This window comes from Kribbella jiaozuonensis (assembly GCF_005233875.1).
Classification (GTDB): domain Bacteria; phylum Actinomycetota; class Actinomycetes; order Propionibacteriales; family Kribbellaceae; genus Kribbella; species Kribbella jiaozuonensis.
Window position 1 is genome coordinate 134828 of the sequence record NZ_SZPZ01000005.1, and the last position, 26501, is coordinate 161328.

At 66.8% G+C, this 26501-nt stretch carries 28 protein-coding genes; 18 read left to right on the forward strand and 10 right to left on the reverse strand.

Going from position 1 to position 26501, the window contains the following annotated elements; all coding sequences use genetic code 11:
- The first annotated feature begins 69 nt into the window (after positions 1-69).
- The 8 genes from FDA38_RS32690 to FDA38_RS32725 all read left to right on the forward strand — a co-directional run bounded on the left by FDA38_RS32690 (position 70) and on the right by FDA38_RS32725 (position 6597).
- The gene (locus FDA38_RS32690) at positions 70-906 is read left to right on the forward strand and encodes an ABC transporter substrate-binding protein (RefSeq protein WP_137258048.1); all 837 of its coding nucleotides are present in this window, start codon (positions 70-72) and stop codon (positions 904-906) included.
- Positions 903-1727, forward strand: coding sequence for an amino acid ABC transporter permease (locus FDA38_RS32695; RefSeq protein WP_137258049.1), 825 nt, complete (start codon positions 903-905; stop codon positions 1725-1727). The genes FDA38_RS32690 and FDA38_RS32695 overlap by 4 nt, the downstream gene beginning before the upstream one ends.
- Positions 1728-2483, forward strand: coding sequence for an amino acid ABC transporter ATP-binding protein (locus tag FDA38_RS32700; protein ID WP_137258050.1), 756 nt, complete (start codon positions 1728-1730; stop codon positions 2481-2483).
- Positions 2484-2649: 166 nt separating this feature from the next.
- Positions 2650-3564 carry an ABC transporter substrate-binding protein gene (locus FDA38_RS32705; protein WP_137258051.1) on the forward strand — a complete coding sequence of 305 codons (915 nt, stop codon included), beginning with the start codon at positions 2650-2652 and terminating at the stop codon, positions 3562-3564.
- A 7-nt stretch (positions 3565-3571) separates the two neighbouring features.
- Positions 3572-4537 carry an amino acid ABC transporter permease gene (locus FDA38_RS32710; protein WP_137258052.1) on the forward strand — a complete coding sequence of 322 codons (966 nt, stop codon included), beginning with the start codon at positions 3572-3574 and terminating at the stop codon, positions 4535-4537.
- On the forward strand, positions 4537-5313 hold the full coding sequence (locus tag FDA38_RS32715) for an amino acid ABC transporter ATP-binding protein (protein WP_137258053.1): 777 nt from the start codon (positions 4537-4539) through the stop codon (positions 5311-5313). The genes FDA38_RS32710 and FDA38_RS32715 overlap by 1 nt, the downstream gene beginning before the upstream one ends.
- 97 nt (positions 5314-5410) lie before the next feature.
- Positions 5411-5803, forward strand: a complete 393-nt coding sequence (locus FDA38_RS32720; protein ID WP_137258054.1) for an ATP-binding protein — start codon at positions 5411-5413, stop codon at positions 5801-5803.
- Positions 5800-6597, forward strand: coding sequence for an RNA polymerase sigma factor SigF (locus FDA38_RS32725; protein ID WP_137258055.1), 798 nt, complete (start codon positions 5800-5802; stop codon positions 6595-6597). Before FDA38_RS32720 ends, FDA38_RS32725 begins: the two co-directional genes overlap by 4 nt.
- A gap of 4 nt (positions 6598-6601) precedes the next feature.
- Here the strand turns inward: FDA38_RS32725 and FDA38_RS32730 are convergent, their stop codons facing one another.
- Positions 6602-6955 carry a hypothetical protein gene (locus FDA38_RS32730; protein WP_137258056.1) on the reverse strand — a complete coding sequence of 118 codons (354 nt, stop codon included), beginning with the start codon at positions 6953-6955 and terminating at the stop codon, positions 6602-6604.
- A 447-nt stretch (positions 6956-7402) separates the two neighbouring features.
- Here FDA38_RS32730 and FDA38_RS32735 point away from each other — a divergent pair, with 447 nt between their 5' ends.
- On the forward strand, positions 7403-7654 hold the full coding sequence (locus tag FDA38_RS32735; RefSeq protein WP_130383822.1) for a WhiB family transcriptional regulator: 252 nt from the start codon (positions 7403-7405) through the stop codon (positions 7652-7654).
- 56 nt (positions 7655-7710) lie between these two features.
- On the opposite strand, the gene FDA38_RS32740 is transcribed toward FDA38_RS32735, so the two are convergent.
- Complete coding sequence (locus FDA38_RS32740; RefSeq protein WP_137258057.1) at positions 7711-9189, reverse strand: sensor histidine kinase; 1479 nt, start codon at positions 9187-9189, stop codon at positions 7711-7713.
- A gap of 106 nt (positions 9190-9295) precedes the next feature.
- On the opposite strand from FDA38_RS32740, the gene FDA38_RS32745 reads away from it, so the two are divergent.
- Positions 9296-10201, forward strand: coding sequence for a DUF2785 domain-containing protein (locus FDA38_RS32745; RefSeq protein ID WP_137258058.1), 906 nt, complete (start codon positions 9296-9298; stop codon positions 10199-10201).
- Here FDA38_RS32745 and FDA38_RS32750 read toward each other — a convergent pair.
- The gene (locus FDA38_RS32750) at positions 10188-11162 is read right to left on the reverse strand and encodes an endonuclease/exonuclease/phosphatase family protein (RefSeq protein WP_137258059.1); all 975 of its coding nucleotides are present in this window, start codon (positions 11160-11162) and stop codon (positions 10188-10190) included. The two genes, FDA38_RS32745 and FDA38_RS32750, sit on opposite strands and share 14 nt — an antisense overlap.
- Before the next feature lie 80 nt (positions 11163-11242).
- Here FDA38_RS32750 and FDA38_RS32755 point away from each other — a divergent pair, with 80 nt between their 5' ends.
- The 3 genes from FDA38_RS32755 to FDA38_RS32765 all read left to right on the forward strand — a co-directional run bounded on the left by FDA38_RS32755 (position 11243) and on the right by FDA38_RS32765 (position 13938).
- Complete coding sequence (locus tag FDA38_RS32755; protein WP_137258060.1) at positions 11243-11533, forward strand: DUF3311 domain-containing protein; 291 nt, start codon at positions 11243-11245, stop codon at positions 11531-11533.
- A 62-nt stretch (positions 11534-11595) separates the two neighbouring features.
- Positions 11596-13185, forward strand: coding sequence for a monocarboxylate uptake permease MctP (gene mctP / locus FDA38_RS32760; protein WP_137258498.1), 1590 nt, complete (start codon positions 11596-11598; stop codon positions 13183-13185).
- Positions 13186-13299: 114 nt separating this feature from the next.
- On the forward strand, positions 13300-13938 hold the full coding sequence (locus FDA38_RS32765; protein WP_233715067.1) for a DUF5317 domain-containing protein: 639 nt from the start codon (positions 13300-13302) through the stop codon (positions 13936-13938).
- Here FDA38_RS32765 and FDA38_RS32770 read toward each other — a convergent pair.
- The gene (locus FDA38_RS32770; RefSeq protein WP_233715068.1) at positions 13900-15081 is read right to left on the reverse strand and encodes an HD-GYP domain-containing protein; all 1182 of its coding nucleotides are present in this window, start codon (positions 15079-15081) and stop codon (positions 13900-13902) included. The two genes, FDA38_RS32765 and FDA38_RS32770, sit on opposite strands and share 39 nt — an antisense overlap.
- Before the next feature lie 95 nt (positions 15082-15176).
- Entirely contained in the window at positions 15177-16457 is a 1281-nt protein-coding gene (locus FDA38_RS32775) for an HD-GYP domain-containing protein (RefSeq protein ID WP_233715069.1), read from the reverse strand.
- A gap of 338 nt (positions 16458-16795) precedes the next feature.
- Between FDA38_RS32775 and FDA38_RS43720 the strand changes: the two genes are divergently transcribed.
- Together FDA38_RS43720 and FDA38_RS32780 are read left to right on the forward strand one after the other, a co-directional pair.
- Positions 16796-16870, forward strand: coding sequence for a 50S ribosomal protein bL37 (locus FDA38_RS43720; RefSeq protein WP_369759046.1), 75 nt, complete (start codon positions 16796-16798; stop codon positions 16868-16870).
- Positions 16871-17184: 314 nt separating this feature from the next.
- Positions 17185-19656 carry a helix-turn-helix domain-containing protein gene (locus FDA38_RS32780; protein ID WP_137258062.1) on the forward strand — a complete coding sequence of 824 codons (2472 nt, stop codon included), beginning with the start codon at positions 17185-17187 and terminating at the stop codon, positions 19654-19656.
- Positions 19657-19684: 28 nt separating this feature from the next.
- Here FDA38_RS32780 and rsrA read toward each other — a convergent pair whose 3' ends face one another.
- The 4 genes from rsrA to FDA38_RS32800 all read right to left on the reverse strand — a co-directional run bounded on the left by rsrA (position 19685) and on the right by FDA38_RS32800 (position 22249).
- Entirely contained in the window at positions 19685-19963 is a 279-nt protein-coding gene (gene rsrA, locus FDA38_RS32785) for a mycothiol system anti-sigma-R factor (RefSeq protein ID WP_130439634.1), read from the reverse strand.
- On the reverse strand, positions 19960-20643 hold the full coding sequence (locus tag FDA38_RS32790; protein WP_170989953.1) for a sigma-70 family RNA polymerase sigma factor: 684 nt from the start codon (positions 20641-20643) through the stop codon (positions 19960-19962). Before FDA38_RS32790 ends, rsrA begins: the two co-directional genes overlap by 4 nt.
- 127 nt (positions 20644-20770) lie before the next feature.
- Complete coding sequence (locus tag FDA38_RS32795) at positions 20771-21412, reverse strand: alpha/beta hydrolase family protein (RefSeq protein WP_137258063.1); 642 nt, start codon at positions 21410-21412, stop codon at positions 20771-20773.
- 36 nt (positions 21413-21448) lie between these two features.
- Entirely contained in the window at positions 21449-22249 is an 801-nt protein-coding gene (locus FDA38_RS32800; RefSeq protein WP_137258064.1) for an SOS response-associated peptidase, read from the reverse strand.
- A 79-nt stretch (positions 22250-22328) separates the two neighbouring features.
- Between FDA38_RS32800 and FDA38_RS32805 the strand changes: the two genes are divergently transcribed.
- The 3 genes from FDA38_RS32805 (at position 22329) to FDA38_RS32815 (ending at position 25111) form a co-directional block, all read left to right on the forward strand.
- Entirely contained in the window at positions 22329-22781 is a 453-nt protein-coding gene (locus FDA38_RS32805) for a MarR family winged helix-turn-helix transcriptional regulator (protein ID WP_233715070.1), read from the forward strand.
- A gap of 4 nt (positions 22782-22785) precedes the next feature.
- Positions 22786-23265, forward strand: a complete 480-nt coding sequence (locus FDA38_RS32810; RefSeq protein ID WP_130439642.1) for a universal stress protein — start codon at positions 22786-22788, stop codon at positions 23263-23265.
- 91 nt (positions 23266-23356) lie between these two features.
- A complete protein-coding gene (locus FDA38_RS32815) occupies positions 23357-25111 on the forward strand; it encodes an MFS transporter (RefSeq protein ID WP_233715071.1) in 1755 nt (584 codons plus the stop codon).
- A gap of 439 nt (positions 25112-25550) precedes the next feature.
- Here FDA38_RS32815 and FDA38_RS32820 read toward each other — a convergent pair whose 3' ends face one another.
- Positions 25551-26375: a hypothetical protein gene (locus tag FDA38_RS32820; RefSeq protein WP_137258065.1), complete on the reverse strand. Its 825-nt coding sequence runs from the start codon at positions 26373-26375 to the stop codon at positions 25551-25553.
- Between the last annotated feature and the right edge of the window lie 126 nt (positions 26376-26501).

A 26501-nucleotide genomic window follows, 5' to 3' on the forward strand; every position in this document is an offset into this window, starting at 1 on the left:
GAGGGGTCCCACATGCCCTCCCGTGTGCCAAGATGCGGCATTCACAACCCCTGTCGAGGAGAACTCGCGATGAATTTCGTCCCCACTCTCCGCAAGACTCGAGCTGTTGTCGCCGTGGCCGCCGTACTCGGACTGTCCCTGTCCGCCTGCGGCAGCGACTCGGGCAGCGGCGGTTCCGATGACAAGGCGAAGGCGGCCGGCATCACGCTGGTCAAGCCCGGCAAGCTCACCGTCTGCACCCACCTGCCGTACAAGCCCTTCCAGTACAAGGACGGCACCGACGTCGTCGGCTTCGACGTGGACCTGCTGAACCTGGTCGCCGACGACCTGGGCCTGAAGCAGGACGTGGTGAACATCGAGTGGGCCCAGGTGACGTCCGGCGCCGCGTTCCAGGCGAAGAAGTGCGATATGGGCATGGGCGCGATGACGATCACCAAGGAGCGTCAGGCCGCGATCAGCATCACCGACCCGTACATGGACGCCACCCAGGTGCTGATGGCCAAGAAGGACTCCGGCATCAAAACGCTGGCGGACCTGCGGGGCAAGAAGCTCGGCGCCCAGGCCGACACCACCGGCAAGAAGTACGCCGACGAGAACGCCGCCGCCAACGGGTACACGGTGATCCCGTTCAACGACCTGGCGCTGCAGGAGAACAACGTCAAGTCCGGCCGGGTCGCCGCCGCGATCAACGACAACGGCGTGCTGTACGACTTCGTCAAGGACAACCCGGACATGGCCGTGGTCGCCGAGTTCAACACCGGTGAGCAGTACGGCTTCGGCGCGCTCAAGGACGGCAGCGGCCCGAAGCTGGTGTCGAAGTTCAACGAGCTGCTGACCAAGGCCAAGTCCGACGGCAAGTACAACGAGATCTACAAGAAGTGGTTCGGGGTTGAGCCGGCGAAGTGAGTACCTCGACCCCGACAACCGTTGAGCGGAAGGGGCTGAGCCCGCGGCAGCGGGCTCAGCGCTCCCGCTGGATCCAGTACGCCGTCCTGGTCCTCCTGATCGTGGTCGCCGCGGTCAGCGCGAACTGGCGCCAGGTCGGCAGCGTGTTCTTCCGGCCGGAGTTCATCAAGTCGACCTTCGAGGCCGGCGTACTCCAGGCCCTGGTGAAGACCCTGGAGTACACGGCCGGCGCCTTCGTGATCGGTCTGGCCGGCGGCACGCTGCTGGCGTTGATGAAACTCAGCCAGGTCGGCCCGTACCGGTGGATCGCGACGGCGTACATCGAGTTCTTCCGCGGGCTGCCGGCGATCGTGGTGTTCATCGCGTTCAGCCTGCTGCCGCTCGCGTTCCCGGGTATGACGATCCCCTGGGACCCGTACGGCGTGGTCTGGCTGGCGCTCGGGATCGTGGCCTCGGCGTACATGGCCGAGGTGATCCGGGCAGGTATCCAGGCGGTGCCGAAGGGACAGGTCGAGGCGGCTCGCTCGCTGGGTATGCCGGCCGGGGTGGCGATGCGGAAGATCGTGCTGCCACAGGCGTTCCGGATCGTGCTGCCGCCGCTGACCAACGACCTGATCCTGCTGGTGAAGGACTCCTCGCTGGTGTTCATGATCGGCGTCTCGGCCGACGGGTACGAGCTGACCGGCTTCGGGCGGGACCTGGCCAACACCGACTCGAACCTGACCCCGATCGTGGTCTGCGGCTTCTGCTACCTGGCGATCACCCTGCCGCTGGGCATCCTGGCCCGCCGGCTCGAGGCGCGAACGGCGAGGACCCGGTAAATGGCACTCGTAGAGATCAAGAACCTGCACAAGTCGTTCGGCAGCAACCACGTCCTGCGCGGGATCGACTTCACCGTCGAGCAGGGCGAGGTCGTCTGCGTGATCGGGCCGTCCGGCTCGGGCAAGTCGACGCTGCTGCGGTGCGTGAACCTGCTGGAGAAACCGCAGGAGGGACAGGTGATCGTCCGCGGTGAGGACATCACCGACCCGGACTGCCACCTGGACGCGGCCCGGCAGCAGATCGGGATGGTGTTCCAGCAGTTCAACCTGTTCCCGCATCTCTCGGTGCTGGCCAACTGCACTGTTGCCCAGCGCACCGTTCTCAAGCGCGGGCAGCAGGACGCGGACCGGATCGCCCGCGCCAACCTGGAGCGGGTCGGGCTGAGCGACAAGATCGACGCGTACCCGGCCCAGCTGTCCGGCGGCCAGCAGCAACGGGTCGCGATCGCGCGGGCGTTGTCGATGGACCCGGCGCTGATGCTGTTCGACGAGCCGACGTCCGCGCTCGACCCCGAGCTCGTCGGCGACGTACTCACGGTGATGCGCAAACTCGCCCTGGACGGTATGACGATGCTCGTCGTCACGCACGAGATGGCGTTCGCCCGCGAGGTGGCCGACCGGGTGGTGTTCATGGACGGCGGCGTGATCGTCGAGCAAGGCCCGCCGGCCGACGTGATCGGAAGCCCCAAGGAGGAGCGCACCCGTACGTTCCTGCGCCGTGTCCTCGACCCGACGCACGTCGAACCAACTGTTTGATCGTCACGCTGCGTGCCCGGGCGATCGACGGGCCGCAGTGTGAAACGCCGCAGACTACGAATCGGTCTCCATTAGGGGTTGGTCCGTGCGCTGCCCACAGGTCCTTGTGTCAAGATGCGGACACATGGCACCGGGGCCGACCGGTGCCCGGGTTTGGAGGACCTAGATGTCTGTCCTGCGTAGGACACTGGCGTTGTCCGGTGTCCTGGTTCTCGCCGCCGCCGGCTGCGGTTCGAACTCTCTCGAAGGTGGTTCGTCCACCTCTCCGTCGAGCGCCCCCTCCAGCGCTCCCTCGAGCGGTCCCGCCAGCAGCGGACCGGATCTGAGTGGTTCGCTGCCGCCGAAGATCAAGTCGGCCGGGAAGATCGTCGTCGGCGTGGACGCCAGCTACCCGCCGAACGAGTTCCTGCAGGGCGGCAAGACCGTCGTCGGCATGGACGTCGACCTGTTCAACGCGGTGGCGCAGAAGTACGGCGTCACGGTCGACTGGCAGCCGGCCGGCTTCGACACGATCATCACCGGTGTCCAGAGCGGCAAGTACGACGTCGGCGTCTCGTCGTTCACGATCAACGACAAGCGCAAGCAGCAGGTCAACATGGTCAGCTACTTCAACGCCGGCACGCTGTGGGCGACCGCGAAGGGCAACCCGAAGGGCGTCAAGGCCGACGACGCGTGCGGCAAGACCGTCGCGGTGCAGAAGGGTACGACGCAGCTCGAGGACGACATGCCGAAGCGGCAGGCCGCATGCAAGGCCGCCGGCAAGCCGGAGATCAAGCTGGTCGTGCGGGAGAAGCAGGACCAGGCCACCGCGGACCTGGTCGGCGGCAAGGCCGACGCGATGCTGGCCGACTCCCCCGTCGTGCTGTACGCGATCAAGCAGACCAACGGTGCGCTCGAGCAGCTCGGTGACATCTACGACGCCGCGCCGTACGGCTATGTGATCCCGAAGGCGGAGACGGCGTTCGCGCAGTCGATCACCGAGGCGCTGAAGGCCCTGAACACCGAGGGCACCTACAAGAGCACGCTGCAGAAGTGGAACAACGACTCGGGTGCGCTCACCGACTTCGCCGTGAACCCGTGAGGCTCCCATGAGCACCGACACAACGGAGACCCGGCCGACGGACGCAAGCCCCGATCGGCCGGGGGCGATCAACGCCGTACCGGTCCGGCATCCCGGCCGCTGGGTCGCGATCGCCGTGATCGTGATCCTGGCCGCGATGCTGGTGCACCTGCTCGTGACGAACAAGGCCTTCGACTGGAGCTTCGTCTTCCAGGCGATGAACCAGCAGCCGGTGATCAACGGCTTCCTCAAGGGCACGCTGCTGGTCACCGTGCTGTCGATGATCGTCGGTGTCGGCGGCGGCGTGCTGCTGGCCGTGATGCGGCTGTCGGACAACCCGATCCTGGCCGGGGTGTCGTGGGTGTTCACCTGGTTCTTCCGGAGCATCCCGCGGTACATCCTGCTGTTCACGATGGGCACGCTGGGGATCCTGTTCCCGCAGGGCATCGCGTTCGGGATCCCGTTCGACTGGAAGATCATCGACTGGCTCGGGATGTCCGGTGACTGGCGGTTCTTCACCCTCGACGCCAACCAGGTGTTCACCGGGATCGTCGCCGGTGTGATCGGGCTCGGGCTGTCCGAGGCGGCGTACATGGCCGAGATCGCCCGGGCGGGCATCATGAGCGTCGACAAGGGGCAGGCCGAGGCGGCCGAGGCGCTGGGGATGAGCAGCGGCAAGGTGATGCGCCGCGTCGTACTGCCGCAGGCGATGCGGGTGATCGTGCCGCCGACCGGCAACGAGACGATCGCGATGCTGAAGGACACCTCGCTGCTGCTCGCGGTACCGGTGATCGGCGAGCTGTTCTACCAGCTGCAGTCGATCGGCAGCACGTACTACAAGACGTTCCCGATCGCGGTCGCGGCGACGTTGTACTACCTCGCCGCGACGAGCGTGCTGATGGTCGGCCAGTACTTCCTGGAGCGGCACTTCGGCCGCGGCTTCGGGACCAAGGCACCACGAGCCGCGCGGCCGGCCGGGGCGGGAGGCGCCTGATGCCATTGGTCCACGCGGTGAATGTGACGAAGTCCTTCCACCACAACGAAGTACTCAAAGGCATCGACCTCGATGTCGATCGCGGTCAGGTGGTGTGTCTGCTCGGGCCGTCGGGTTCGGGTAAGACGACGTTCCTGCGCTGCATCAACCAGCTCGAGACGATCGACGGCGGCCGGATCTGGGTCGACGACGAACTGATGGGGTACAACGAGCGCGACGGCAAGCTGTACCGCCTGAAGAACAAGGAGATCGCGGCGCAACGCCGCGAGATCGGGATGGTGTTCCAGCGGTTCAACCTGTTCCCGCACAAGACGACGCTGGAGAACATCGTCGAGGCGCCCACGCAGGTGAAGCGTGAGTCCAAGAAGGTCGCGCGGGAGCGGGCGATGAAGCTGCTCGACCGGGTCGGGCTGGCGGACCGCTGCAACGCCTACCCGGCGCAGCTGTCCGGCGGCCAGCAGCAGCGGGTGGCGATCGCGCGGGCGCTGGCGATGCAGCCGAAGCTGATGCTGTTCGACGAGCCCACGTCGGCGCTCGACCCCGAGCTGGTCGGCGAGGTGCTGGCGGTGATGCGGGAGCTCGCGCTCGACGGAATGACGATGATCGTGGTCACCCACGAGATGTCGTTCGCCCGCGACGTCGCGGACACGGTCGTCTTCATGGACGCCGGCGTGGTCGTCGAGGCCGGCCCGCCGAAGGACGTGATCGGCAATCCGCAGCACTCCCGCACCCAGGCGTTCCTCTCGCGGCTGCGTTCGGAGCACGAACACCCCTGATTTCAGGGGATTTGCCTCGGTCGGCCCCGTTCGCTGTGCATCAGCGTCCGTGAGGTTGGATGATGTACGGCGTTGGGGATCGATCGAGGGAGACGATGTGAGCAGCACGGGACGAGCCGCCGAGGTCCGCCTGAGTATCCCGGCGGACAGTGCCTACATCGCCGTACCGCGATCTGTGGTCGGCAATCTCGCTGCCCGCAACGACTTCACCCTGGACGCGATCGACGACCTGCGGATCGCGGTCGACGAGGCCTGCGCGCTGCTGCTGCCGGAGGCGGCCGACGGCGTGCTGGAGTGCGTGTTCGAGATCGAGCCGCCGCAGCTGACGGTGCGCGCGAGCGCGATCGTGCCGGGCGGCTGGATGCCGGACACCGACTCGTTCGGGTGGACAGTTCTGACCGCGCTCGTCGAGTCGGCTGCCGCCGAGACCATCGACGGCAGACTGACGATCACCGTGACGGCCACGGCCACCGCGACGGAGACCGCGTGACCGTCGAGCAAACCCCGGGCGAGCCTCGGGAGACCACGGATTTGCGTACCCGAACGGCAGACCTCTTCCAGCGGATGGCTGCCGCCTCGGGGCCTTCCGATGCCGCGCACACGGCGGCGCGGGACGGTCTGGTCGCACTGCACATGCCGCTGGTGGAGCATCTGGCCCGCCGGTTCCGCAACCGCGGTGAGCCGTACGACGATCTCGTGCAGGTGGCCACGATCGGCCTGATCAAAGCGATCGACCGTTTCGATTCGGATCGCGGTGTCGAGTTCTCGACGTACGCGACGCCGACGATCCTGGGTGAGATCAAGCGGTACTTCCGCGACAAGGGCTGGGCCATCCGGGTGCCGCGGCGGCTGCAGGAGCTGCGGTTGTCACTGACCGCAGCCACCGCCGAGCTGACCCAGGAGCTGGGCCGGGCGCCGACCGTGGCCGAGTTGTCCGACCGGCTCGGACTCTCACCGGATCTGGTGATCGAAGGGCTCGAGTCCGCGAACGCCTACAACACCTTGTCCCTGGACGCTCCCGACCAGAACGAGACCGACGCGACCACGGTCCTGGACGGCCTCGGCGGCGAGGACGAAGCGCTGGAGAGCGTCGAGTACCGGGAGTCGCTCAAACCCTTGCTGGCACAGCTGGACACCCGCGAGAAGCGCATCCTGACACTGCGATTTTTCCGCGGTATGACGCAGTCCCAGATCGCCGAGGAGATCGGCATCTCACAGATGCACGTCTCCCGGCTGCTGGCCCGGACGCTGACCGAGCTCCGCACCGGCCTGCTGAAGGAATAGCTGCCTAGAGCACCGGGTGATCGTTGGCCTCGCCACCGGCCAGTGCGTCCGTGGAAGCCTTCTGGAACACGCAGATCAGTACTGCGAGGGCCGCGACGGCGAGCGCGATCGCGACCACCTTGGTCGATCCGCCCCAGAAGCTGTACGCGACCAGGAGCTGGATCAATTGTGTGAATACCGTCGGCCCGCGACTCCAGCGCACGGCCTTCGACAGACCACGCGCGACGAAGCCGAGGGCCACGCCGTACACGAGGAAGAAGCCGGCCGTGGTGAGGCCGAGCACCAAGCGATCGCCATGAAGCGTCAAGGCTTCGCCAATTCCCAGAACGATCAGCGCAAGGCCTTCCAAAGCGACCACTGCCGCAGCTAACTTGAGCGGTCTCGGGACGGCGGCAGCTGGGGAGTCGGTCGGCACTTCGCCAGCTTAGTGCCGCATGTTCTCGGGGGCCTCGCGGACCCAAGGCCCTACAGGGATTTGAGGGTTGTGCGTAACCAAAAGAAGGTTGGAACGGTTACCTGCAGTGAACGGGTGATTGCGGAAGAGCGGCTCCGTCCGATAACCGGATGGAGCGTACGACCCTGCGCCAGTTCCGAGTGTTAAGGAAGCGTTGTGATCGGATCGACAACTCCATAACCCTTGTTTCGATCCGCCAAGATTGGGAACATGGTCTCGTTCGTGAATGCGTTCACAACGCGTCGCACTAAAACCCCCCAGTGCGAGACGAACCGACGAGTACAGCACCGCTGATTGGGCACAGACCTACCCGTCAGCTTACGTCAACTACTGAGAGAGATGGGATCCGCCATGGATTGGCGCCACCGGGCCGTATGCCTCGACGAGGACCCGGAACTGTTCTTCCCCATCGGCAACACCGGCCCCGCGATCATGCAGATCGAGGAAGCCAAGCAGGTGTGCCGACGCTGCGACGTGCGTGAGCAGTGCCTGGCATGGGCGCTGGAAGCCGGCCAGGACCACGGTGTCTGGGGCGGTCTGAGCGAGGACGAGCGCCGCGCTCTCAAGCGCCGCAACGCCCGCCAGCGCATCCGCACCGCCTGAGTAAGTCCTCTCGGGGCCCCGCGGAAAACACCGCGGGGCCTTTGTGTTTCCCCGGCCTAATCCTTGACCGGGATGTCCAGGGTGACCTGGGTGCCGGGCTTTCCGTCGTGACGGTTGCCGAATTCAAGGGTCCCGTCCAGCTCCCCGATGACGAGGGTGCGGACGATGGACAGGCCCAGGTTGCCGGACAGTTCGGAGTCGAAGTTCGTCGGCAACCCTTTGCCGTCGTCGATCACGTCGATGTGCAGGCGTCCGACCGACCGCTCGGCGGTGAGCTCGATCGTGCCGTGCGCCTCTCCCCCGTCGCGTGCGCCGAAGGCGTGCTCGACCGAGTTCTGCATCAGTTCGGTCAGCACCATCGCCAGCGGAGTCGCCACCTCGGAGTCGAGTACGCCGAACGTCCCGCTCCGCCGCGTCTCCACCGCGGTCGAGACCGTCGACACATCCGCGACCATCGCGGCGACCCGGTCGGCCACATCGTCGAAGTCCACATGCTCGTCGAACGACTCCGACAGCGTCTCGTGCACGATCGCGATCGACCCGACCCGCCGGACCGCTTCGGACAAGGCGGCCTGTCCTTCCGGTACGGCGATTCTTCGGGCCTGCATCCGGAGTAACGCGGCGACCGTCTGCAAGTTGTTCTTGACGCGATGATGAATCTCCCGGATGGTCGCCTCCTTGGTGACCAGCTCCCGCTCCCGGCTCCGCAGCTCCGTGACGTCACGGAGCAGGATCAGCGCCCCCACGTGCGCACCGTCGGCCCGCAGCGGGATCGCGCGCAGGAACAGCGTCGCGTCGGAGTTCTCGATCTCGATCTCCTTGGCCGCGCGGCCGGTGACCACCGACGCGAGCACGTCGTCGACCTTGTGTCCGGAATGCAGCAACTCCGCGGTGACATCCTTCAGCCTGCTGCCGACGAGATCGGTGACAAGACCCATCCGCCGGTACGCCGACAACGCGTTCGGGCTCGCGAACGTCACCATGCCGTGCCGATCGACCCGGATGCAGCCGTCACCGACGCGTGGCGTGGTGGAGAGCAGCCGCTCACCGCCGTACGGGAAGATGCCGTCGGTGATCATCCGGGCCAGGTCGGTCGCGCTCTGCAGATAGGCGATCTCGAGCCTGGACGGCGTACGGACACCGAGCAGGTTGGTGTTCCGCGCGATCACCGCGATCACCCGGGTGCCGCGTCGTACCGGGATCGTCTCGACCCGGACGGGTACGTCGTCGCGCCATTCGGGATCGCCCTCGCGGCAGATCCGGCCGCCGTCGTACGCCTGGTCGAGCAGGTGCCGGCGGCCGCGCGGGATGAAGCTGCCGACGATGTCGTCGAGGTACGCCGTCGGGCCGGTCGTCGGGCGCATCTGGGCACCGGCCCAGAACCCGAGCCCTTCGGTGTCCGGCAGCCAGAGCACGAGATCGGCGAACGACAGATCGGCCAGCATCTGCCAGTCGGAGATCAGCAGCTGCAGGCGGTCCAGGTCGGCCTGGTCCAGGGTGGTGTGGTTTCGGGCCACGTCGGTCAGAGACGGCACAGGTTCGATGCTACCGACGGTCTTATACCAGCACTCGGAGTGGTCCGCTCGACAAGTTGGTGTAGACAGGTGTTAGTTGATTCAGCACGGATGAAAGGATGCTCGGGTGGAGTCGACGTACTGGCAGGACGTGATGGCCGCGGACTACGCGGTACCGCACGACCGTACGCTGACCGAGCTCACCGAGGAGCTTGTCCGCGGGCTGGCCAGCACCAACCCGCAGGTCCGTGATGCCCTCGCCTACCCGACGCTCGCCACCTGGCTGGAGCGCGGGGTGTACGACGACCTGCTGCCCGGGTTCGGCGACGGCCTCTGTGCCGGACTGAACTACGGGCTCGGCGAGGACGGCACCGACAGTGTGTTCCGCCGCTCGTTCACCGCGCTGACGCTGGCCGAGGTGATCCACCGCGACAACGCCGAGTTCCTCGTGCACGACGAGGTGGTGATGCGCTGGGGCGACCGGCTGGCGACCTGGCTGCTGCGCGAACGCGACCTGCGCGGGTTCGTCAAGGACTGCGGCTGGGCGCATGCCGTTGCCCATGGCGCCGACGCGATCGGCGCGCTGGCCCGGTCCCGGCACTGCGACGCCGGGGTACTGCGGGCGCTGCTCGACGTACTCGCGGACCGGATCGTCAAGGACACGCCGTACCGCTGGGTGCACGAGGAGCACGACCGGGTCGCGCACGCGGTGATGACGATCCTGCACCGGAACATGCTGAGCAGCGACGAGCTCGAGCGCTGGCTGAAGCCGATCGCGGCGACCGCCGGCCAGCAGCCGTTGATGCACGAGACCCTGCCCGAGTGGCCGACGCCCGCGGTGTTCAACGCCCGCGGCGTCCTGCACGTCCTGCTCAGCCAGCTGGCGATCGGCGTGAAGGGGTTCCCGATCCCCGGCGACGACGAGCTCTTCGGCCGCCCGATCGAGGCCCGCGCCGACCTGCTGCTGATGCTGACCGAAGCCGTCCAGGCCTCGCAGCCCTACATCTACCGCCCGGCCACTAACCCGTCGTAGAAATGCCGGCCGTCGCCACGACGGCCCGGTGGTCCGTGCCCTCGATCGGGTACGTCGTGAACCGACCCGGCTCGAACTGCCGCGTCACCACCACGTGGTCGATCTGCGTCCGCAGTACGACGGGCTGGTCGGCCGGCCAGGTACCTTGCAGGCCGGCGCCGACGGTCGGTGCGACACTGCGACAGTAACCGCCCAGCGCGTGCCGGAAGTCCGCGTGGTCGACGGTCGCGTTGAAGTCCCCTGCAACTATCGTCGGCGCGTCCTCGGTGCACCAGCGCCGTACGTGCAGGAGGTCGTTCTTCCAGGTCGTGACCGAGTCGGTCAGCGGCGGGAAGCCGTGGTAGGCGATCAGCCGGATCGCGCCGAGGTTGCCACCGGTCACGATGATGTTGCCGAAGGTCGTCCCGGGCTCGGACGCGAACGCCACGTTCCCGAGCGAGGACGACACGAGCACACTGGTCGCACTCTCGGGCGCCTTGCTCGGCTGGGCCGTGAAGCCCTTGTACTGCTGGTCCTGCAGCTGCGCCCGGATCTCCTCGCGGACGTCAACCTGTGCCTCCGGCAACGAAACCAGGTCCGGCTTGCGGTCTCGGATCACCTGCGCCACATCCGCGGCGCGGGCACCACCGCCGAGCACGTTCGCGACCATGATCGTCAGCACCCGCGCGCCGGCCGGAGCGGGCCTGGCATCGGAGAACTGACGCGGCGCGATCAGGGCGCCGCCGATCAGCGCGAGCGAAGCGACGAGTACGGCGGCGATGCGCCAGCCGCGTCGTACGAGCATCAGGAGCGCCAGCAGTAGGACCACGACCAGACCTTGCGGACGGAAGGCGGCCAGCTGGGTGAACGGGGTGACCTCGTCCAGCCCGAACAGTTCCGGATACAGCGGCACGGCAACGATGACGAGGAACAGGACGGACAGCACGACGCGCCGTACGAACCATGCCTTTTCGTTATCCATGCACCAACCTGAAGGTCTAGTACCGACTGTCATCGAACGGTAGCGTGCTGCGTTGCGCCTGTGTCCCGAGGAGGTTTGCAGTGTCTCGATTGTCCGCGGTCAGGCCCGCGTACTGGATCTCCGGTGTGCTTCTGGTTGTGGCGGTCGTCGTACCGCTGCTCGTGCCGACGTACGCCAAGGCCGACCCCCACCTGTGGGGATTCCCGTTCTTCTACTGGTACCAGCTGATGTGGGTGTTCCTGTCCGCGATCCTGGTCAGCATCAGTTACCGGCTGCTGCGTGCCGAGGAACGCCGGCGCCGGGCCGCGCAGGGACTTGGTGACCCTGACGCCCCCGATGCCGACGTCGACACCAAGGAGGCCGGACAGTGAACACGAGTGTCGACTGGGTGCAGTTGATCATCGTCATCGTCATCTTCGGCGGTGTCACCGTGATGGGCTTCATGGCGTCGCGCTGGCGTAGCGCCGGCCATCTGGACAACCTCGACGAGTGGGGTCTGGGCGGCCGGAGCTTCGGTACGTTCGTCACCTGGTTCCTGCTGGGCGGCGACCTGTACACGGCGTACACGTTCATCGCGGTGCCCGCCGCGATGTACGCGACAGGTGCGATCAGCGGCTTCTTCGCCGTTCCGTACACGATCGTCGCCTACCCGATCGTGTTCGTCTTCATGGCCCGCTTGTGGTCGGTCTCGCATCGGCACGGGTACGTGACGCCGGCCGACTTCGTCACCGGCCGGTACGGCAGTAAGGCGCTGTCGCTGGCGGTCGCGGTGACCGGCATCCTCGCCCTGATGCCGTACATCGCGTTGCAGCTGGTCGGTATGCAGGCGGTCTTCGAGACGATGGGTCTCGGCGGCAGCAACACGCTGGCCAAGGACCTCCCGCTGCTGATCGCGTTCGCGGTGCTCGCGGCGTACACGTATTCGTCCGGGCTGCGGGCGCCGGCGATGATCGCGTTCGTCAAGGACTTCCTGATCTACGTGGTGATCCTGGTCGCGATCTTCTACCTGCCGCATGTGCTCGGCGGCTGGGACTCGATCTTCGGTGCGGCCCAGGAGAAGATGGCGAAGACGAACCCGGCCACCGGCAAGCCGACCGGGTCGTTCATCCCCGGCAACGCGGGCTACGTGTCGTACTGGACGCTGGGTCTGGGTTCCGCGATGGCGCTGTTCATGTACCCGCACTCGGTCACCGCCGTGCTGTCGACGAAGACCCGCAACGTCGTACGGCGGAACGCGGCGATCCTCCCGGCGTACTCGCTGCTGCTGGGCCTGCTCGCCCTGCTCGGCTTCATGGCGATCAAGGCGAACGTGAACGTGAAGGGTCTGGACGGGCTGGCCAACCCGCAGCTGGCGATCCCGCGGCTGTTCGACCAGGAGTTCCCGTCCTGGTTCGCCGGGATCGCGTTCGCGGCGATCGCGGTCGGCGCGCTGGTGCCGGCGGCGATCATGTCGATCGCGGCGGCGAACCTGTTCACGCGCAACATCTATCGCGCGTTCATCAAGCCGTCGGCGTCACCGGCGGAGGAGGCCAAGGTCTCCAAGCTGGCGTCGCTGCTGGTGAAGGTCGGCGCGCTGGTGTTCGTGCTCGCGATGGACAAGACGATCGCGCTGAACCTGCAACTCCTGGGCGGTATCTGGATCCTGCAGACGTTCCCGGCGATCGTCGTCGGTCTCTACACGCGCTGGTTCCACCGGTACGCGTTGCTGACCGGTTGGGCTGTCGCGATGGTGTTCGGCACGATCTCGGCGTACAACGTGGTGAACCCGGCGACCAAGAAGCACTTCGGTGGGTCGCTGGCGAACATCCCGGGCACCAACACCCCGGCGTACATCGCGCTGACCGCGTTCGTGCTGAACCTGCTCATCGTGATCGTGCTGACGTTCGTGTTCCGCGCGCTGAAGGTGCCGGACGGTCAGGACACCACGCACCCGACGGACTACCTCGCCGACCGCGGCGACCCGGGTGTGAAGGACCTGCCGGAGATCCTCGACGACGGCGGAGCCGCTACGGCGAAGTCCTGAGCTTGATGGGTGACGGCGGTCCTGCGGGGCCGCCGTTACCTTTTGCAGCTAAGTCGACACGCTGCGGGGTCAGCTTGCCCGGGTTCGGGCCGCGGGTTCGGCAGAATCGCACACGTGCTGCTGGTCCTCCTCGTCATGGTGCTCGCTGCCGGGGCGGCGCTCGCGACCGGCGGCGGCTTCGGACGGCTGGCCAACAACACGTTGACCGGCGTGCATTGGCTGGCCGCGGCCGCGATCGGGCAACTGCTCGGCTCGGCCTTCGGCGGCACGGTCTACCCGGTCGGATTGATCGGGTCCGCGGTGTGCATCGCGGTCTTCCTGCGGCTCAACGTGCGCCATCCCGGCGTCGGCCTGCTGGCGTTGGGTTTCTTCAGCAACGCGCTCGTGGTCGCGTTGAACGGAGCGATGCCGGTGTCACTCGCAGCGCTCGCTCGTGCGGGCGTGGGCTCCGGGGTGGTGAGCGATCCGCGGCACGAGTTGTCCGATGCTGCGACCCGCTTGCCGTGGCTCGGGGACGTCGTACCCGTCGCTCTTCCCGGGCTCGGCCAGGCCGTCAGCCCAGGCGACGTACTCATCGCCGCCGGCGCCGGCCTCCTGCTGTACGCCGGGATGGGCGCCTCCGGGCGGGTGCCTGCGACAACCGCCCCGGTCTGGGACGAACTGGAACCCTGCGCCGGAACTCCCGCGCTGCTCAGGCTGTCACCCGAGGCCTGCTCAGAAGCGGAAGCCGCGACCGATCACGCGCCTGAGTGACTCGACCACGACCGGGTCGTACTCCGCACCGATCCCCAACCCGATCGACTCCATCGCCTTGTCCGGCGACTGCCCCGACCCTTCCCCCACCAACTGCTCGTAGGCCAGCGCAACATTCACGATCCCGCTCTCCACCGGGATATCCGCGTTGTTGGCCCGCCCCTGCCGGTACGGATCGTTGGAGTGCCTGACGATCTCCGCCACATGATCCAGCACCCCCGACCGCTCGATCACCGAAGCCCCGATCTCCGCCGCCCGCTGCCGCTCCTCCCGAGTCCGCAACAACGAAGCCCCACCCGGACTAGGATCTGCCAACGCCAACTGCCCAACCCCCGACAGCAGCGCCGCATACTCCAACGCCTCCATCCTGGCCGGCGTCAACCCCAGATCATGCCCCAGCGCCACCGCAAGCTGCGCCGTCCGCGCATTCTGCCCCGGGCTGCTGAAGCCTGCTATCTCCGTACTGCGCGCCATCGAACGAACGGTGGTCCGATAAGTCCGCTGCGCCGACGCGAACCGCCGGAACGCGAATTGCGTCAGGAACAACGGCACCACGACCAGTGGAGGTCCCCACAAACCCAGCAACGAGGTCCCGATCGCCAGCAGCATCCCGCTGATCGCCATCGCCATACCGATGCGCGCGGCAATCATCGTCTCGTCGCGCAACGCTGCCGGGAACGGTTGGTTGTACTTCTCGGTCGCCTGCCCCGCCCCGACCAGCGCATCCAGCACCGCGGCCGTCAGGACTGCGAGCAGCATCGCGCCCGTCAACTCGATCGCCGAGGTCCAGGAGCGGTCCCAGTACAGGTCGGCCGGCGTCACGGCCGAGAACACAGCGGCAGCGGCAGCAACCGACAGCGTGCGCCGGGCCGAAACCACCACGTCCCACGGCAGACCGGCGATCACGCGCGGCAGAAGCCCCGCGAGCGTAGCCAACCCGGTCACCGCGATGACCTGGGCGACGTCCGGCGGAATCGAAACCTCCGGCGGACGCAGCAGAACATAACCCAGTGCCGCACTCGTCGCGATCGGCGCCCGGTTCTTACTTCGATCCACGCGGAACTGGATCGTCTCGCCGATCGCGACCAGCAGCCCGAACGTGACCGCGTACGGCCAGTCCGTGACACCACGGCGAACAGTCATGGCAAGTGCGGTGACTCCTACGACGGCACCGGCAAACAGGATCACGACCCCGCTGCCCAGGCGCCGGACCTCGGACCCTTCGGAAACACCGACCATCAGCCTGCGTCCGGTCCCGCCGCCGAGCCGGAGGCACCACCGCCGCTGCCGAGACTGAGATCGTCGTGGTCGATGGCAACCCGCACGGTCTCGTCCGGTGCAGGCTGGTCTGCCGCCGCGGATTTCCAGCCGTCCTTCCGAATCACCTCGACGAACGCGTCGACGAGGCGGGGATCGAAATGCGTGTACCGGTCCTGCAGCAGGATCTCGAGAGTCTCCTCGACCCCACGGGCAGCACGGTACGAGCGCGTCGAGGTCAGACAGTCGAAGGCGTCGACGATGCCGATGATGCGAGCGAAGTACGGGATGTTCTCGCCGGCCAGACCGGCCGGATAGCCGGTGCCGTCATACTTCTCGTGATGGTGCAGCACGGCAGACTTGACCTCTTCGAGGAACGGGATGTTGCCGATCAGTTCGACACCTCTGGCGGGATGGAGGCGGATCGCATCCATTTCGAAATCTTCGAGCCTGCCGGGCTTCTGGATGATCCGCGTCGGGACGCCGACCTTTCCGACATCGTGCAGCAGTCCGGCATGTTCCAGAGCCTGCTGGCGGTCGTCGGTGAGCCTCAGGTGCCGGCCGAGCACGCCGACTCCTTCGCTGACCCGTTCAGAGTGACCTCTGGTGTACAGGTCCTTCGTCTCGATGACTTGGATGAACGCCCGCATGGTCGCTGCCTGCGCGTTGCGCTCGGTCTCGTAGAGACTCAGTGTCCACCGGGCGACCAACAACGGCACGACGACCAGGAAAACCGCGACAATGCCCAGTCCTCCGAGCCACACGACCGACAGCAAAACTCCGAGCAGCCCGTAGCCCGTCATCGCGGGCGCAGTCGGCGCGGCCACCCGACGCAGGAAGGTCAGCGGCGATGTGCCGCCACGATCGAGCCACAGGACGAGGCACATCAAGGCCGCATTCACCGTCAACCAGGTAACGATCGCGAGGAAGCCGGAAACAGTTGCGTGTCCGGGCTGCTCCAGAACGGCGTCGCCACGAACACCGCCGGTCCGCACATACACCAGGCCGGCCATAGCAGCGCACAGAACAGCCTGCGCGCCATTGAAGACCCGTCGCATCAGGGGCAAACGACGGTCTTGTGTAAGAGGTAGCAGGACGGCGACAACGACGGTCGATGCCGGCCCGGACAAAGACAGCAGAGCGATACAGACAACATGGTCCAGAACCGCCCGGACGGGTCCGACCTTCGAACGAAGAAGCACGCCGACCAGCAACAGCAGACCAAGAGCGACTGTTGGCACGTCCAGCCTGGTCTTGAACAACGCAACGACGAGTACGAGCGCGGCGACAGCTGAGCTGATCGCCACTGTCAAGCGAAGCGGCCAGCGGCTGTTCACCTGCGAACTCTAACCGTCACCACTCCCAACCGTCACTACCAAACACGACACGTCACCTCCGATCAGCGGGTCGCAGTCTTACGTCCCGGTGATCGGAGGGACGTAGGGGGGCAGACAGCACGTCGCTGACTCTTCATTATTTTGCCTAAGCAGGCAGGCCGCGAAACACTGTAGGCCAGACCGTGACTCGCCGCATGACAGGAGCCGATGAGCGCGGTATGAGAGACTGTGACTCTTTGCAGTTGTTTCAAGGAGGCTTAGGAATGGGAAAGACCGGCCGGAAGCGTCGCGCACGCAAGAAGAAGGGCGCGAACCACGGCAAGCGCCCCAACGCCTGAACGCAGGGCGGCTACAGACAGCGAGGACCTCGGAGAAATCCGGGGTCTTTGCGATTTGGTCACAGCTTTACAGCAGACCAGTTTATTAAGAGGTCCCGTATTCGGAGAGTCTCCGGCTGCGTACCGAATGCGATCTTTCAAACGATCGTTGGGTATTCGGGTGACTGGTTCGGTCGCATCCCGGAACCCTGGTCCTGCCCCCGGCCCGACACCGCTGTGGATAACGGCGACCGACCGTCGGCGGATCCCCCTAGAGTTGGCCCCGGAGGTTTCCGGTACTGACCGTATCCAGCGCGGATCCGAGGTGTGAGGAGGTGGCCGAACTGTCGACGACCCTGAGCGAGCTCCTCCGCACCTTCCGCACCCGGTCCGGCCTCACCCAGGCCGCCCTGGCAGAGAAGGCGGGCCTGAGCGAACAGGCCATCAGCGTTCTCGAGCGCGGTACCCGCAGCCGCCCACGGATGGACACGATCCGCGGGCTCACCAAAGCGCTTGATCTCACCCCTGCTGAGGCGGACCAGTTCCTTGCCGTTGCCCGCGGCAAGGGGCACGGTTCTGCGCCGGCCACACAGGCCGCGGACGCAACCGCCGGTGTCGCCGCATCTCCGGTGCCATGGCAACTACCTCCGGCCGCGCGCGACTTCACCGGCCGGGGCGCGCAACTCGACGCGATGCTGTCCGTACTGCGCAATCCCACCGGCTCGGCGCCCGTCGGTCTGGTCGCGGTGACCGGCATGGGCGGCATCGGCAAAACCGCGCTGGCTGTCCAGGCGGCGCACATCCTGACGGACAGCTACCCGGATGGTCAGCTCTACCTGAACCTGCGCGGCTACGGCCCGGGGACCCCGATGGCTGTCGCGGACGCGCAGCGGCAGCTCCTTCGGTCGGTTGGCGTCGACGTCCGGCTCATCCCCGGTGACGTGGAGGAAGCGGCCGCAGTCCTGAGGTCCGAGCTCGCCGGCCGTCGACTGCTCATACTGCTCGACAACGCCGTCGACATAACGCATGTGCTGCCACTGTTGCCTGGACATGCAGGATCGTCAGCGATCATCACCAGCCGTGGATCGCTTGCCACGTTAGCCGGGGCACGCCAGGTCCATCTCGACGCGTTGTCCGAGTCCGAGTCCGTCGAGCTTCTGACCGGTGTCATCGGCGAAGCGCGAGTGGCCGCCGAGCCGGACGCCGCGAGGAATCTGACCGCGATCTCCGGCCGCCTACCGCTCGCCGTTCGTCTGATCGGCGGCCGCCTCGCGTCCCGGCCGACCTGGCCGATTCACCACCTGGTAGCGGTGCTCCAGGACGAGAAGCGTCGTCTCGACGGCTTCGGCTCGGACGAGAACAGTGTCCGTGCGAGCATCGCCAGTTCCGTGGACTTCCTCGACTCGAGTGATCGTCCGCTCGACCGGGATGCCGCCGGCGTGCTGCCGCTGCTCAGCGTGCTCGATGGCTCTGACCTGCTCACGGTCGTTGCGTCACGGCTCCTCGAGCTACCGCTGCACCGCACCGATGCGATTCTGGAGCGTCTTGTCGACCTCAACCTGCTCGAGTCGGTCGCGCCCGAGCGTTATCGCTTCCACGACCTGATCCGCGCCTACGCTCGCGAACGAGCTGATGAGATCCTCACGACCGAGGAGCGCGACGCCGGCGTGCAACGGGCGCTCCGCCTCTACACGGAGATCGGCTGGGCGGTTCAGAGCCGGACGCATCCGGCAAATCCACGGATCGCGCTGGCGACAGCACCTTTCGAGCCGTTGCCGACGACAAGCGACACGGAAGCGGCGCTCAGCTGGCTGGACGACGAGCAGCGCAACCTGACGGATCGCTACCACCAGGCGAGCCAGTCCTCCCTCGCTCGAACCGCGGAGATCCCGGAGCTCGTGCTGTCGCTGTTCGGGTATCTCGAATCGCGATCCCGCTGGGTGGAGATGAGAGAGATGTGTGGCACGGCGCTGGAGATCGCGACCCAGCTCGAACTGGGGCCGATGGCAGCCTGGCTGGAGCACGACACCGCGATTCCCGAAGTGGAGAACGGGAGTCTCGAGGCTGCGGCCGAGCGTCTGCTCCGGGCATTGGCCAGGTTCCGCGCCCTCCCGGATCTTCGCGGCCAGGCCCGCTGCTGCACTTCCATAGCGCACGTACTCGGCCGACTCAACCGGGTGGCCGACGCCATCGACTACGGGAACGAAGCCCTGCAACTGAGCCAGGAACTCGGTGACGAGACCGTGGTCGGAGTGGCCCATGTAGCCCTCGGAGCTCTCTACGACCGCAACGGGGACTACGCTCTCGCGGACGCGTCGTACCAGCGTGGTATCAAGCTTGCCGAGCAGTCCCAGGATTCACGGTCGGTCAGCAAGCGCTACCTCAACACCGGATTCTCACATCTGCTCGTCGGGCGGGTCGACGACGCGGTCGGGCCGCTGCTCAAGAGCCTTGACGCCGCGAAGCGTGGCAAGAGCGATGATCTCCAGACCCAGGCCATGCAAGGCCTTGCGGGCGCCCACGCCAGCCGCGGTGAATACCGAGAAGCTCACGCGATCCTCGACGAGGGAATCGTCCTGGTCCGCGCCCTTGGCAACAGGCTGCGCGAAGGCTCCTTCATTCTCGAGCACGGCAAGATCAGTGCCGCTGAAGCCGACTTTCCGGCAGCTACCCGGTACCTCGAGTCCGCGATGGAGATACTTCACACCAACTCGCCGCATTTGGAAGTCGTCGCGGCGAAATTGCTCGAAGACGTTCGGCACGGCCACGATTACGTTTACAGATTCGACGACTCACACGTTACGTGACCAGATCGCTACAGCATCCGGCGAAACGTCAATCCGTGGTGGTGATGGTGGTTTCTACCTGGATTTGGGTTAGGCGGAGGAGGATTTTTTGGCGGAGGGCGTCGGGGGCGTGGTCGGAGCCGCAGGAGCGGTGGACCAGTTTCTTGACGCAGCGTTCCAGGTCGTATTCGTCCAGGCAGGGGGCGCACTCTTCGAGGTGCTGCCGGATCTCGTCGGAACTGGCGTCCTCGAGTTCGTTGTCGATGAAGACGTAGACCCGCTGCAGGATCTCTCCGCAGTCGACGTCGTGGTGCTCGCCGCAGCTCACGACTCCTCCTTCTCCGCATCTCCGCCGGTGCTGGACACCGACGCGGTCGCGTCGGTGCTGACGTCCGGGGCGGAAGCGTCCGTACTCTCGTCGTCCGCCGGGATCAGGCCGCGATCCCGTGCGTAATCGCCCAGCAGGTCACGCAACTGGCGCCGGCCGCGGTGCAACCGCGACATGACGGTGCCGACCGGCGTGCCCATGATCTCGGCGATTTCCTTGTAGGCAAAGCCCTCGACATCGGCCAGGTAGACAGCGAGCCGGAAATCCTCCGGGATCGACTGCAGGGCCGACTTGACGTCGGAATCGGGCAGGTGCTCGAGCGCGACCGCCTCGGCCGACTTCAGCCCACCGGGAGTGTGCGACTCGGCAGCCGTCAGCTGCCAGTCCTCGATCTCCTCGGTCGGCGACTGCGTCGGCTGACGCTGCCGCTTCCGGTAACCGTTGATGAAGGTATTGGTCAGGATCCGGTACAGCCACGCCTTGAGGTTGGTACCCGGCGTGAACTGGTGGAACGAGCTGTACGCCTTCGCGAAGGTGTCCTGAACCAGGTCCTCGGCGTCCGACGGATTACGGGTCATCCGCATCGCCGCGGCGTACATCTGGTCCAGGAACGGCAGCGCTTCGCGTTCGAACCGCGCGGTGCGCTGCTCGGGTGTCTCGGTCGTGGTGGGAGTCGGCATCGTGATCGAGAATACCGGTGTCTTCCCGGTACTCCGCTCCGGAGCCACTCTCGTCGCCATCATGTTCGTCACAACACGCCCGGTCGCGGGGCCATTCCCGTACTGCGGACGCCGTCAGCGCCGACCGCTATCCGGACACCTCGCGGGTCACCCACTCGAACACGGCCTCGACCAGCAGGTCGTACGTCTCCTGCTGATCCAGCTCGGCCCGCTTCGGCACCTTGAACGAATGGTCCGCGTCCGGCACGACCGCCATCTCGGTCATCGGCGGGAACTCCTCCGGCGTACCGAACGGATCCCGCTCCCCCTGGACGACGAGCGTCGGCAGCCCCGCCTGCTCCAGCTCACCGACCCGTGACTTCTCCGGCTTGCCCGGCGCATGCAGCGGGAACGACATCGCGAGTACGCCGGAAGCCCCCAGGCTGCTCGCAGTCCGGCAGGCCACCCGGGCGCCGGCGCTGCGGCCGCCGATCACCAGCGGCGTACGCACCCGCAGCTGTCCGATGATCGCGATCCAGGCCTCGTCGAGCACCTTCGGCGCGGGCGCGAGTTTGCGGCCGGCGCGACGCCAGGGCTGCTCGATCAGGAACACGTTCATGTCCTGCTTCGGCAGCCGGCCGGCCAGCGCGGCCAGGTCACCCGACTCGATCCCGGCCCCGGCACCATGACCGAGAGCCAACGTCGCCACCGGCCGGCGGGCGCGGTACGCGACGATCCGGGCGTCCCCGTGCGGCGTCCCCACAATGCGTTCGTCGGTCACCCGCCCCATCCTGTCATCAGCGACGGGATTCGGTGGACAGGAAACTCAGAAGAGCGTCGTCTCCTCAGGAGCCGGCGGTTTGTCGATCGGATCCACCCCGTCCGGCGGCAACGGATCGAGCAGGTGCGGGCCGTTGTTCTTGACCGAGCTGACCGCTTTCGAGACGGCGTACGCCTCGAGTCGACCGGGCGCCGCCGGGACGAGCAGGTCGAGCAGATCGTCGGTGTCGGACGACAGCGGGTCGAGCCACGCGTCGTACCGCTCGCGCTCGACCAGGAGCGGCATCCGGTCGTGGATCCGGCCGAGGTCGTCGGTCGCCGAGGTCGTCAGGACGGTGCAGGTCCACAGCCAGGCGTCGTCGGAGTCCGGGTCCTCGACGGATTTGTCCCGCCAGATCTCGTACAGCCCGGCCATCGAGAGGATGCTGCCGTCCGGCGGGTGGATGAAGTACGGCTGCTTGACCGGCTTGCCGTTGACCTTCTCCTCGGCGGTGTACCACTCGTAGTACCCGTCGGCGGGCAGGATGCAGCGCCGGGTCTGGAACGCCTTCTTGAATGCGGGCTTCTCCGCGACCGTTTCCATCCGGGCGTTGATCAGCCGGTTCCCGATCGAGGTGCCCTTGGCCCAGGACGGCACCAGCCCCCACTTGACCGTGGTCAGCTTGCGGATCGTCTCGTCCGGGACCTCGCGGTTCTTCCGCTCGACCACCGCGACCACCTGGTTGGTCGGCGCGACGTTGTAGTTCTCCCCCAGCTGCTCGACCGACTCACGCACGTTGCCCGCCTCGATCTCGAACTCCTCGACGAGATCGGACGGGGCCCGGCCGGACGCGTATCTACCGCACATACCAGCAGCCTAATGACCCCTGCGGACAAAAACCCGCGTTTCATCACCATATCTATATAGACGTGCCTATACTTGTCGCATGACCACAGGCAACGACGCCGTGGGCGAGGCTCTGTTCGGCCTCGCCGCCGTGGCGATCAGGCGCCGGGACCGCACCCTGAGCCTGACCGCCGTCTCCGTGTTGTCGACGCTGGAGCGCACCGGCCCGCGCCGCCTGACCGATCTGGCCGTCAGCGAGGAGGTCACCCAGCCGTCGATGACGGCGCTGGTGACCCAGTTGACGGACCTCGGTCTCGCCGAGCGGCGCCGCTACCCCGGCGATGCCCGCGTGGTCCTGGTCGCGGTCACCGAGGCCGGCAGCCGGCAGCTCCGTGCGATGCGTACGGCGGGTGCGTCGGCGCTGACCGAGCTGATCGAGAAGCTCGACGACCAGGACACCGAGACGCTCACCGCGGCCCTGCCCGCACTCCTCCGCCTGATGGAGCTCGCCGGCGAAAGTCAGGACAGCCGTACCCCGTTGCCGAAGAGGTGACCAGATGAACTACGACGCCGAAGAACGGCGCATCCAGCTCCGTCAGGAGAAGGCCCCCGGTACACCGGCCATCGTGGTCGGGATCGACGGGTCCGCCACGAGTTGGGACGCGTTCGCCTGGGCCGCCGGCGAAGCCGTCCGCACCCACGGCCACCTCGTCGCGGTCTACGTGATGCCGTACGCCGAACCGACCGCCATCCTCGCCGCCCCGTACGCGTACGGAGCAGCCGCGAGCAGCCGCCAGGAGCTCGCCGACGAGATCAAGGCCGACGCAGTACGCCGAGCCGGCGAGGCCGGCGTACCGATCAGCTTCGTCAGCGAGTACGGCGATGCCATCGGCACGCTGACCGAGATCGCGCGCACGGTCGACGCCCACCTGATCGTGGTCGGCCGGTCCGCGAAGCGCTGGCACCGCCTGACCGGCTCACTCGGCCACCGCCTCACCTGCCGCAAGGACGCCCCGGTCGTCGTTGTCGTCCCCTGATCGCAGCCCGACGGGCCCCACCGGAGGATCGCCTCCGGGTACGAGATATACTTAGCATTGCTAAGCAATCACCTCTGTGGGGAAGTGACCCGTGGTTTCAGGCGACAAGTCCGTACGCCGCTTCGCGGTCGAAGGTGACCATCCGCACTACAAATGGGTGGCGCTGTCCAACACGACGCTCGGCGTCCTGATGGCGACAGTGAACTCGTCGATCGTGATCATCTCGCTGCCGGACATCTTTCGCGGTATCAAGCTCGACCCGCTCCAGCCGGGGAACGTCAGCTACCTGCTCTGGATGCTGATGGGTTTCCTGGTCGTCACCGCCGTCCTCGTCGTGACGCTGGGCCGGCTCGGCGACATCTACGGCCGGGTGAAGATCTACAACCTCGGGTTCGCCGTGTTCACGGTGGGCTCGGTGGCGCTGGTGTTCGATCCACTGACGCAGAGCGGCGGCGCGCTCTGGCTGATCCTGTGGCGAGTCGTCCAAGGAGTCGGCGCCGCGATGCTGTTCGCGAACTCGGCGGCGATCCTGACCGACGCGTTCCCGGCGGATCGCCGCGGCTTCGCGCTCGGCATCAACCAGGTGGCCGCGATCGGCGGCTCGTTCATCGGGCTGATCGTCGGCGGTGTGCTCGCGCCGGTCGACTGGCGGCTGGTGTTCTTCGTGTCGGTCCCGTTCGGGCTGCTCGGCACGGTCTGGTCGTACCGGAGTTTGCGCGAGACGAGCACGAGGTCCGCGGCCCGGATCGACTGGTGGGGCAACGCCCTGTTCGGGGTCGGGCTGACGGCGCTGCTGATCGCGATCACGTACGGGATCCAGCCGTACGGCGGGCACACGATGGGCTGGACCAATCCGTGGGTGCTGTCCGGGCTGATCGGCGGCGTCGTACTGCTGGTCGTGTTCGGGGTGGTGGAGTCGCGCATCACGGACCCGATGTTCGACATGTCGCTGTTCCGGATCCAGGCCTTCTCCGCCGGCAACCTCGCCGGCCTGCTGTCGTCGATCAGCCGCGGCGGGCTGCAGTTCATGCTGATCATCTGGCTGCAGGGCATCTGGCTGCCGTTGCACGGCTACAGCTTCTCGAGTACGCCGCTGTGGGCCGGCATCTACTTGTTGCCGCTGACCGTGGCGTTCCTGGTCGCGGGGCCGTTATCCGGCTACTTCTCCGATCGCCTCGGGGCTCGCAGCCTCGCGACCGGTGGACTGCTGCTGGTCACGTTGAGCTTCGCCGGTTTCATGGTGCTGCCGACGGACTTCAGCTACTGGGCCTTTGCCGGGTTGCTGGTCCTGAACGGCGTTGGCTCCGGCTTGTTCTCGGCGCCGAACACGAGCGCGATCATGAGCAGCGTCCCGGCCAACCGCCGGGGTGCGGCGGCTGGCATGAGCGGCACGTTCCTCAACTCGGGTACGTCCCTGTCGATCGGCGTCTTCTTCACGATGATGATCGCCGGGCTGGCGCAGACCCTCCCCCAGGTCCTGACCGACGGCCTACGAGCCCACGGCGTCCCCCAAGCCGTTGCCGCGGGCATCGGGAACCAACCGCCTGTCGGCAGTCTGTTCGCCGCGTTCCTCGGCTACAACCCGATCGGGACTGCATTGAACGCGGTGCCACCGTCGGCCATCAAGGGCGCTGACCTTGGGACGCTGACCAGCAAACAGTTCTTCCCGCAGCTGATCTCGGGACCGTTCCACCATGGTCTGGTCATCGTGTTCGCGGTCGCCATCGGCATGTCGTTGGTAGGCGCGGCCGCCTCGGTCTTCCGCGGCCCCCGCTACATCCACACCGAACCAGACACCATCCCAACACCCGCCAATGCGGTGCCCGAGGGTCAACGCTCGGCATAACCCCACACCACTCGACGGGCCGCTCCACACACGGGGCAGCCCGCCGAGTGGTCGCCCAGGGCAACGAGCCGGCGGGAGTGGACCCCAGCAGCCCGCAGACCAGTCCGCGCAACAGAGCACACCCACCTGGTAGTCACCTGCGAGCGACAGCGAGCAGACCGCCGGCGGCAGCCGGCAAACCCGGCGATAGCCGGCAGGTCCGGCGATAGCCGGAAAGGATGCACGGCGATGAGCCGGGGGTGGGTGGGAGCGTGTGGAGCAGTCGCGCCGAGGAGCGCAGCGACGAGAGGCGGCTGCGTAGCACGCGGGGGCGGCCGCAGTACGCCGGAGCAGCAGTTGGACGTGCATGAGCGACGGTGGATCGCCCACCCCGTGTTAGGCGATCCACCGTCGGACTGATGCGCCCGGCCGCCCCCCTGTTGGCGCCCGGACGCAGGTCTCACGGTCTGGCGAGCTCGTCGAGCAACCTCCCGGCCATCTCGTCGGTGCCGGGCAGACCTTCGATCCAGATCCGGGCGAGCTGGGGTACGTCGGTGTCCAGCCGCCACTGCGTGATCAGGGCTCGTACCGTCGCGACCTGCTCCGGCAGGTTCGGCTCGCGGCCGACGAGCGCCGCCGCGCGGCGTGAGCCGACGCGACCCAGTACGTCACCGCCGCAGAAGACGATCCGCAGGCATTCCGCGACGTCGACGAGGCGGAGTTCGCGGTCGAACGGCGACGTACCCGCGGGATTGAGCGGTTCGACAACCACCAGTGCATGGGTTTGCGGTACGGAAGTTCCACGGAACTCCGCCTCTCGGTAGAGCTCTCCCAGCCGGGACCGCAGGTGCGCCAGGCTCGACAGCCCGGTCAGCGGGTCCTCGCAGGACAGCGAGTGCAGGTAGACGAGGGATGCCTCGGCCCAGCTGGAACTGAGTGCGCGTACCGCTTCGAAGGCCGGCTCGCCCCCGGCGATCGAGCGGTACAACGCACTCAGCCCATCAAGTGCCTCCACCAGCGAGACTCCGTCGGTCGCCAGTCGGCGACCGACCTCGTCGGATGCAGGCACGACATCGGCACCGTCCTGTAGCGCCTCGGCGATCGCGAGATAGGCGCTGTGGTCGATACCAGCTGTGCCGTGCGGATCCCTCCCACCGCACGGTTGCTCCCCCGAGCTTGTGATGGACGACGCTTCCGGCCGGGTCCGGGCGGGCGACCCCGCCAGGTTCAGGGACTTGGCCGGACGCAGGTCGAACCGTCTGCGGAGATCCGCGAACAGCGACATGGCCCTCCTCGAAACAGCCCCGTCAGTCTCCCGACCGGTCGGCCGGAAGCGTCGTACGCCGAAGAGACAGACCGTGACGCGGTTCATGACGCGGATTCCCAGAAGTTTTTTCGCGTAACTTCTGGG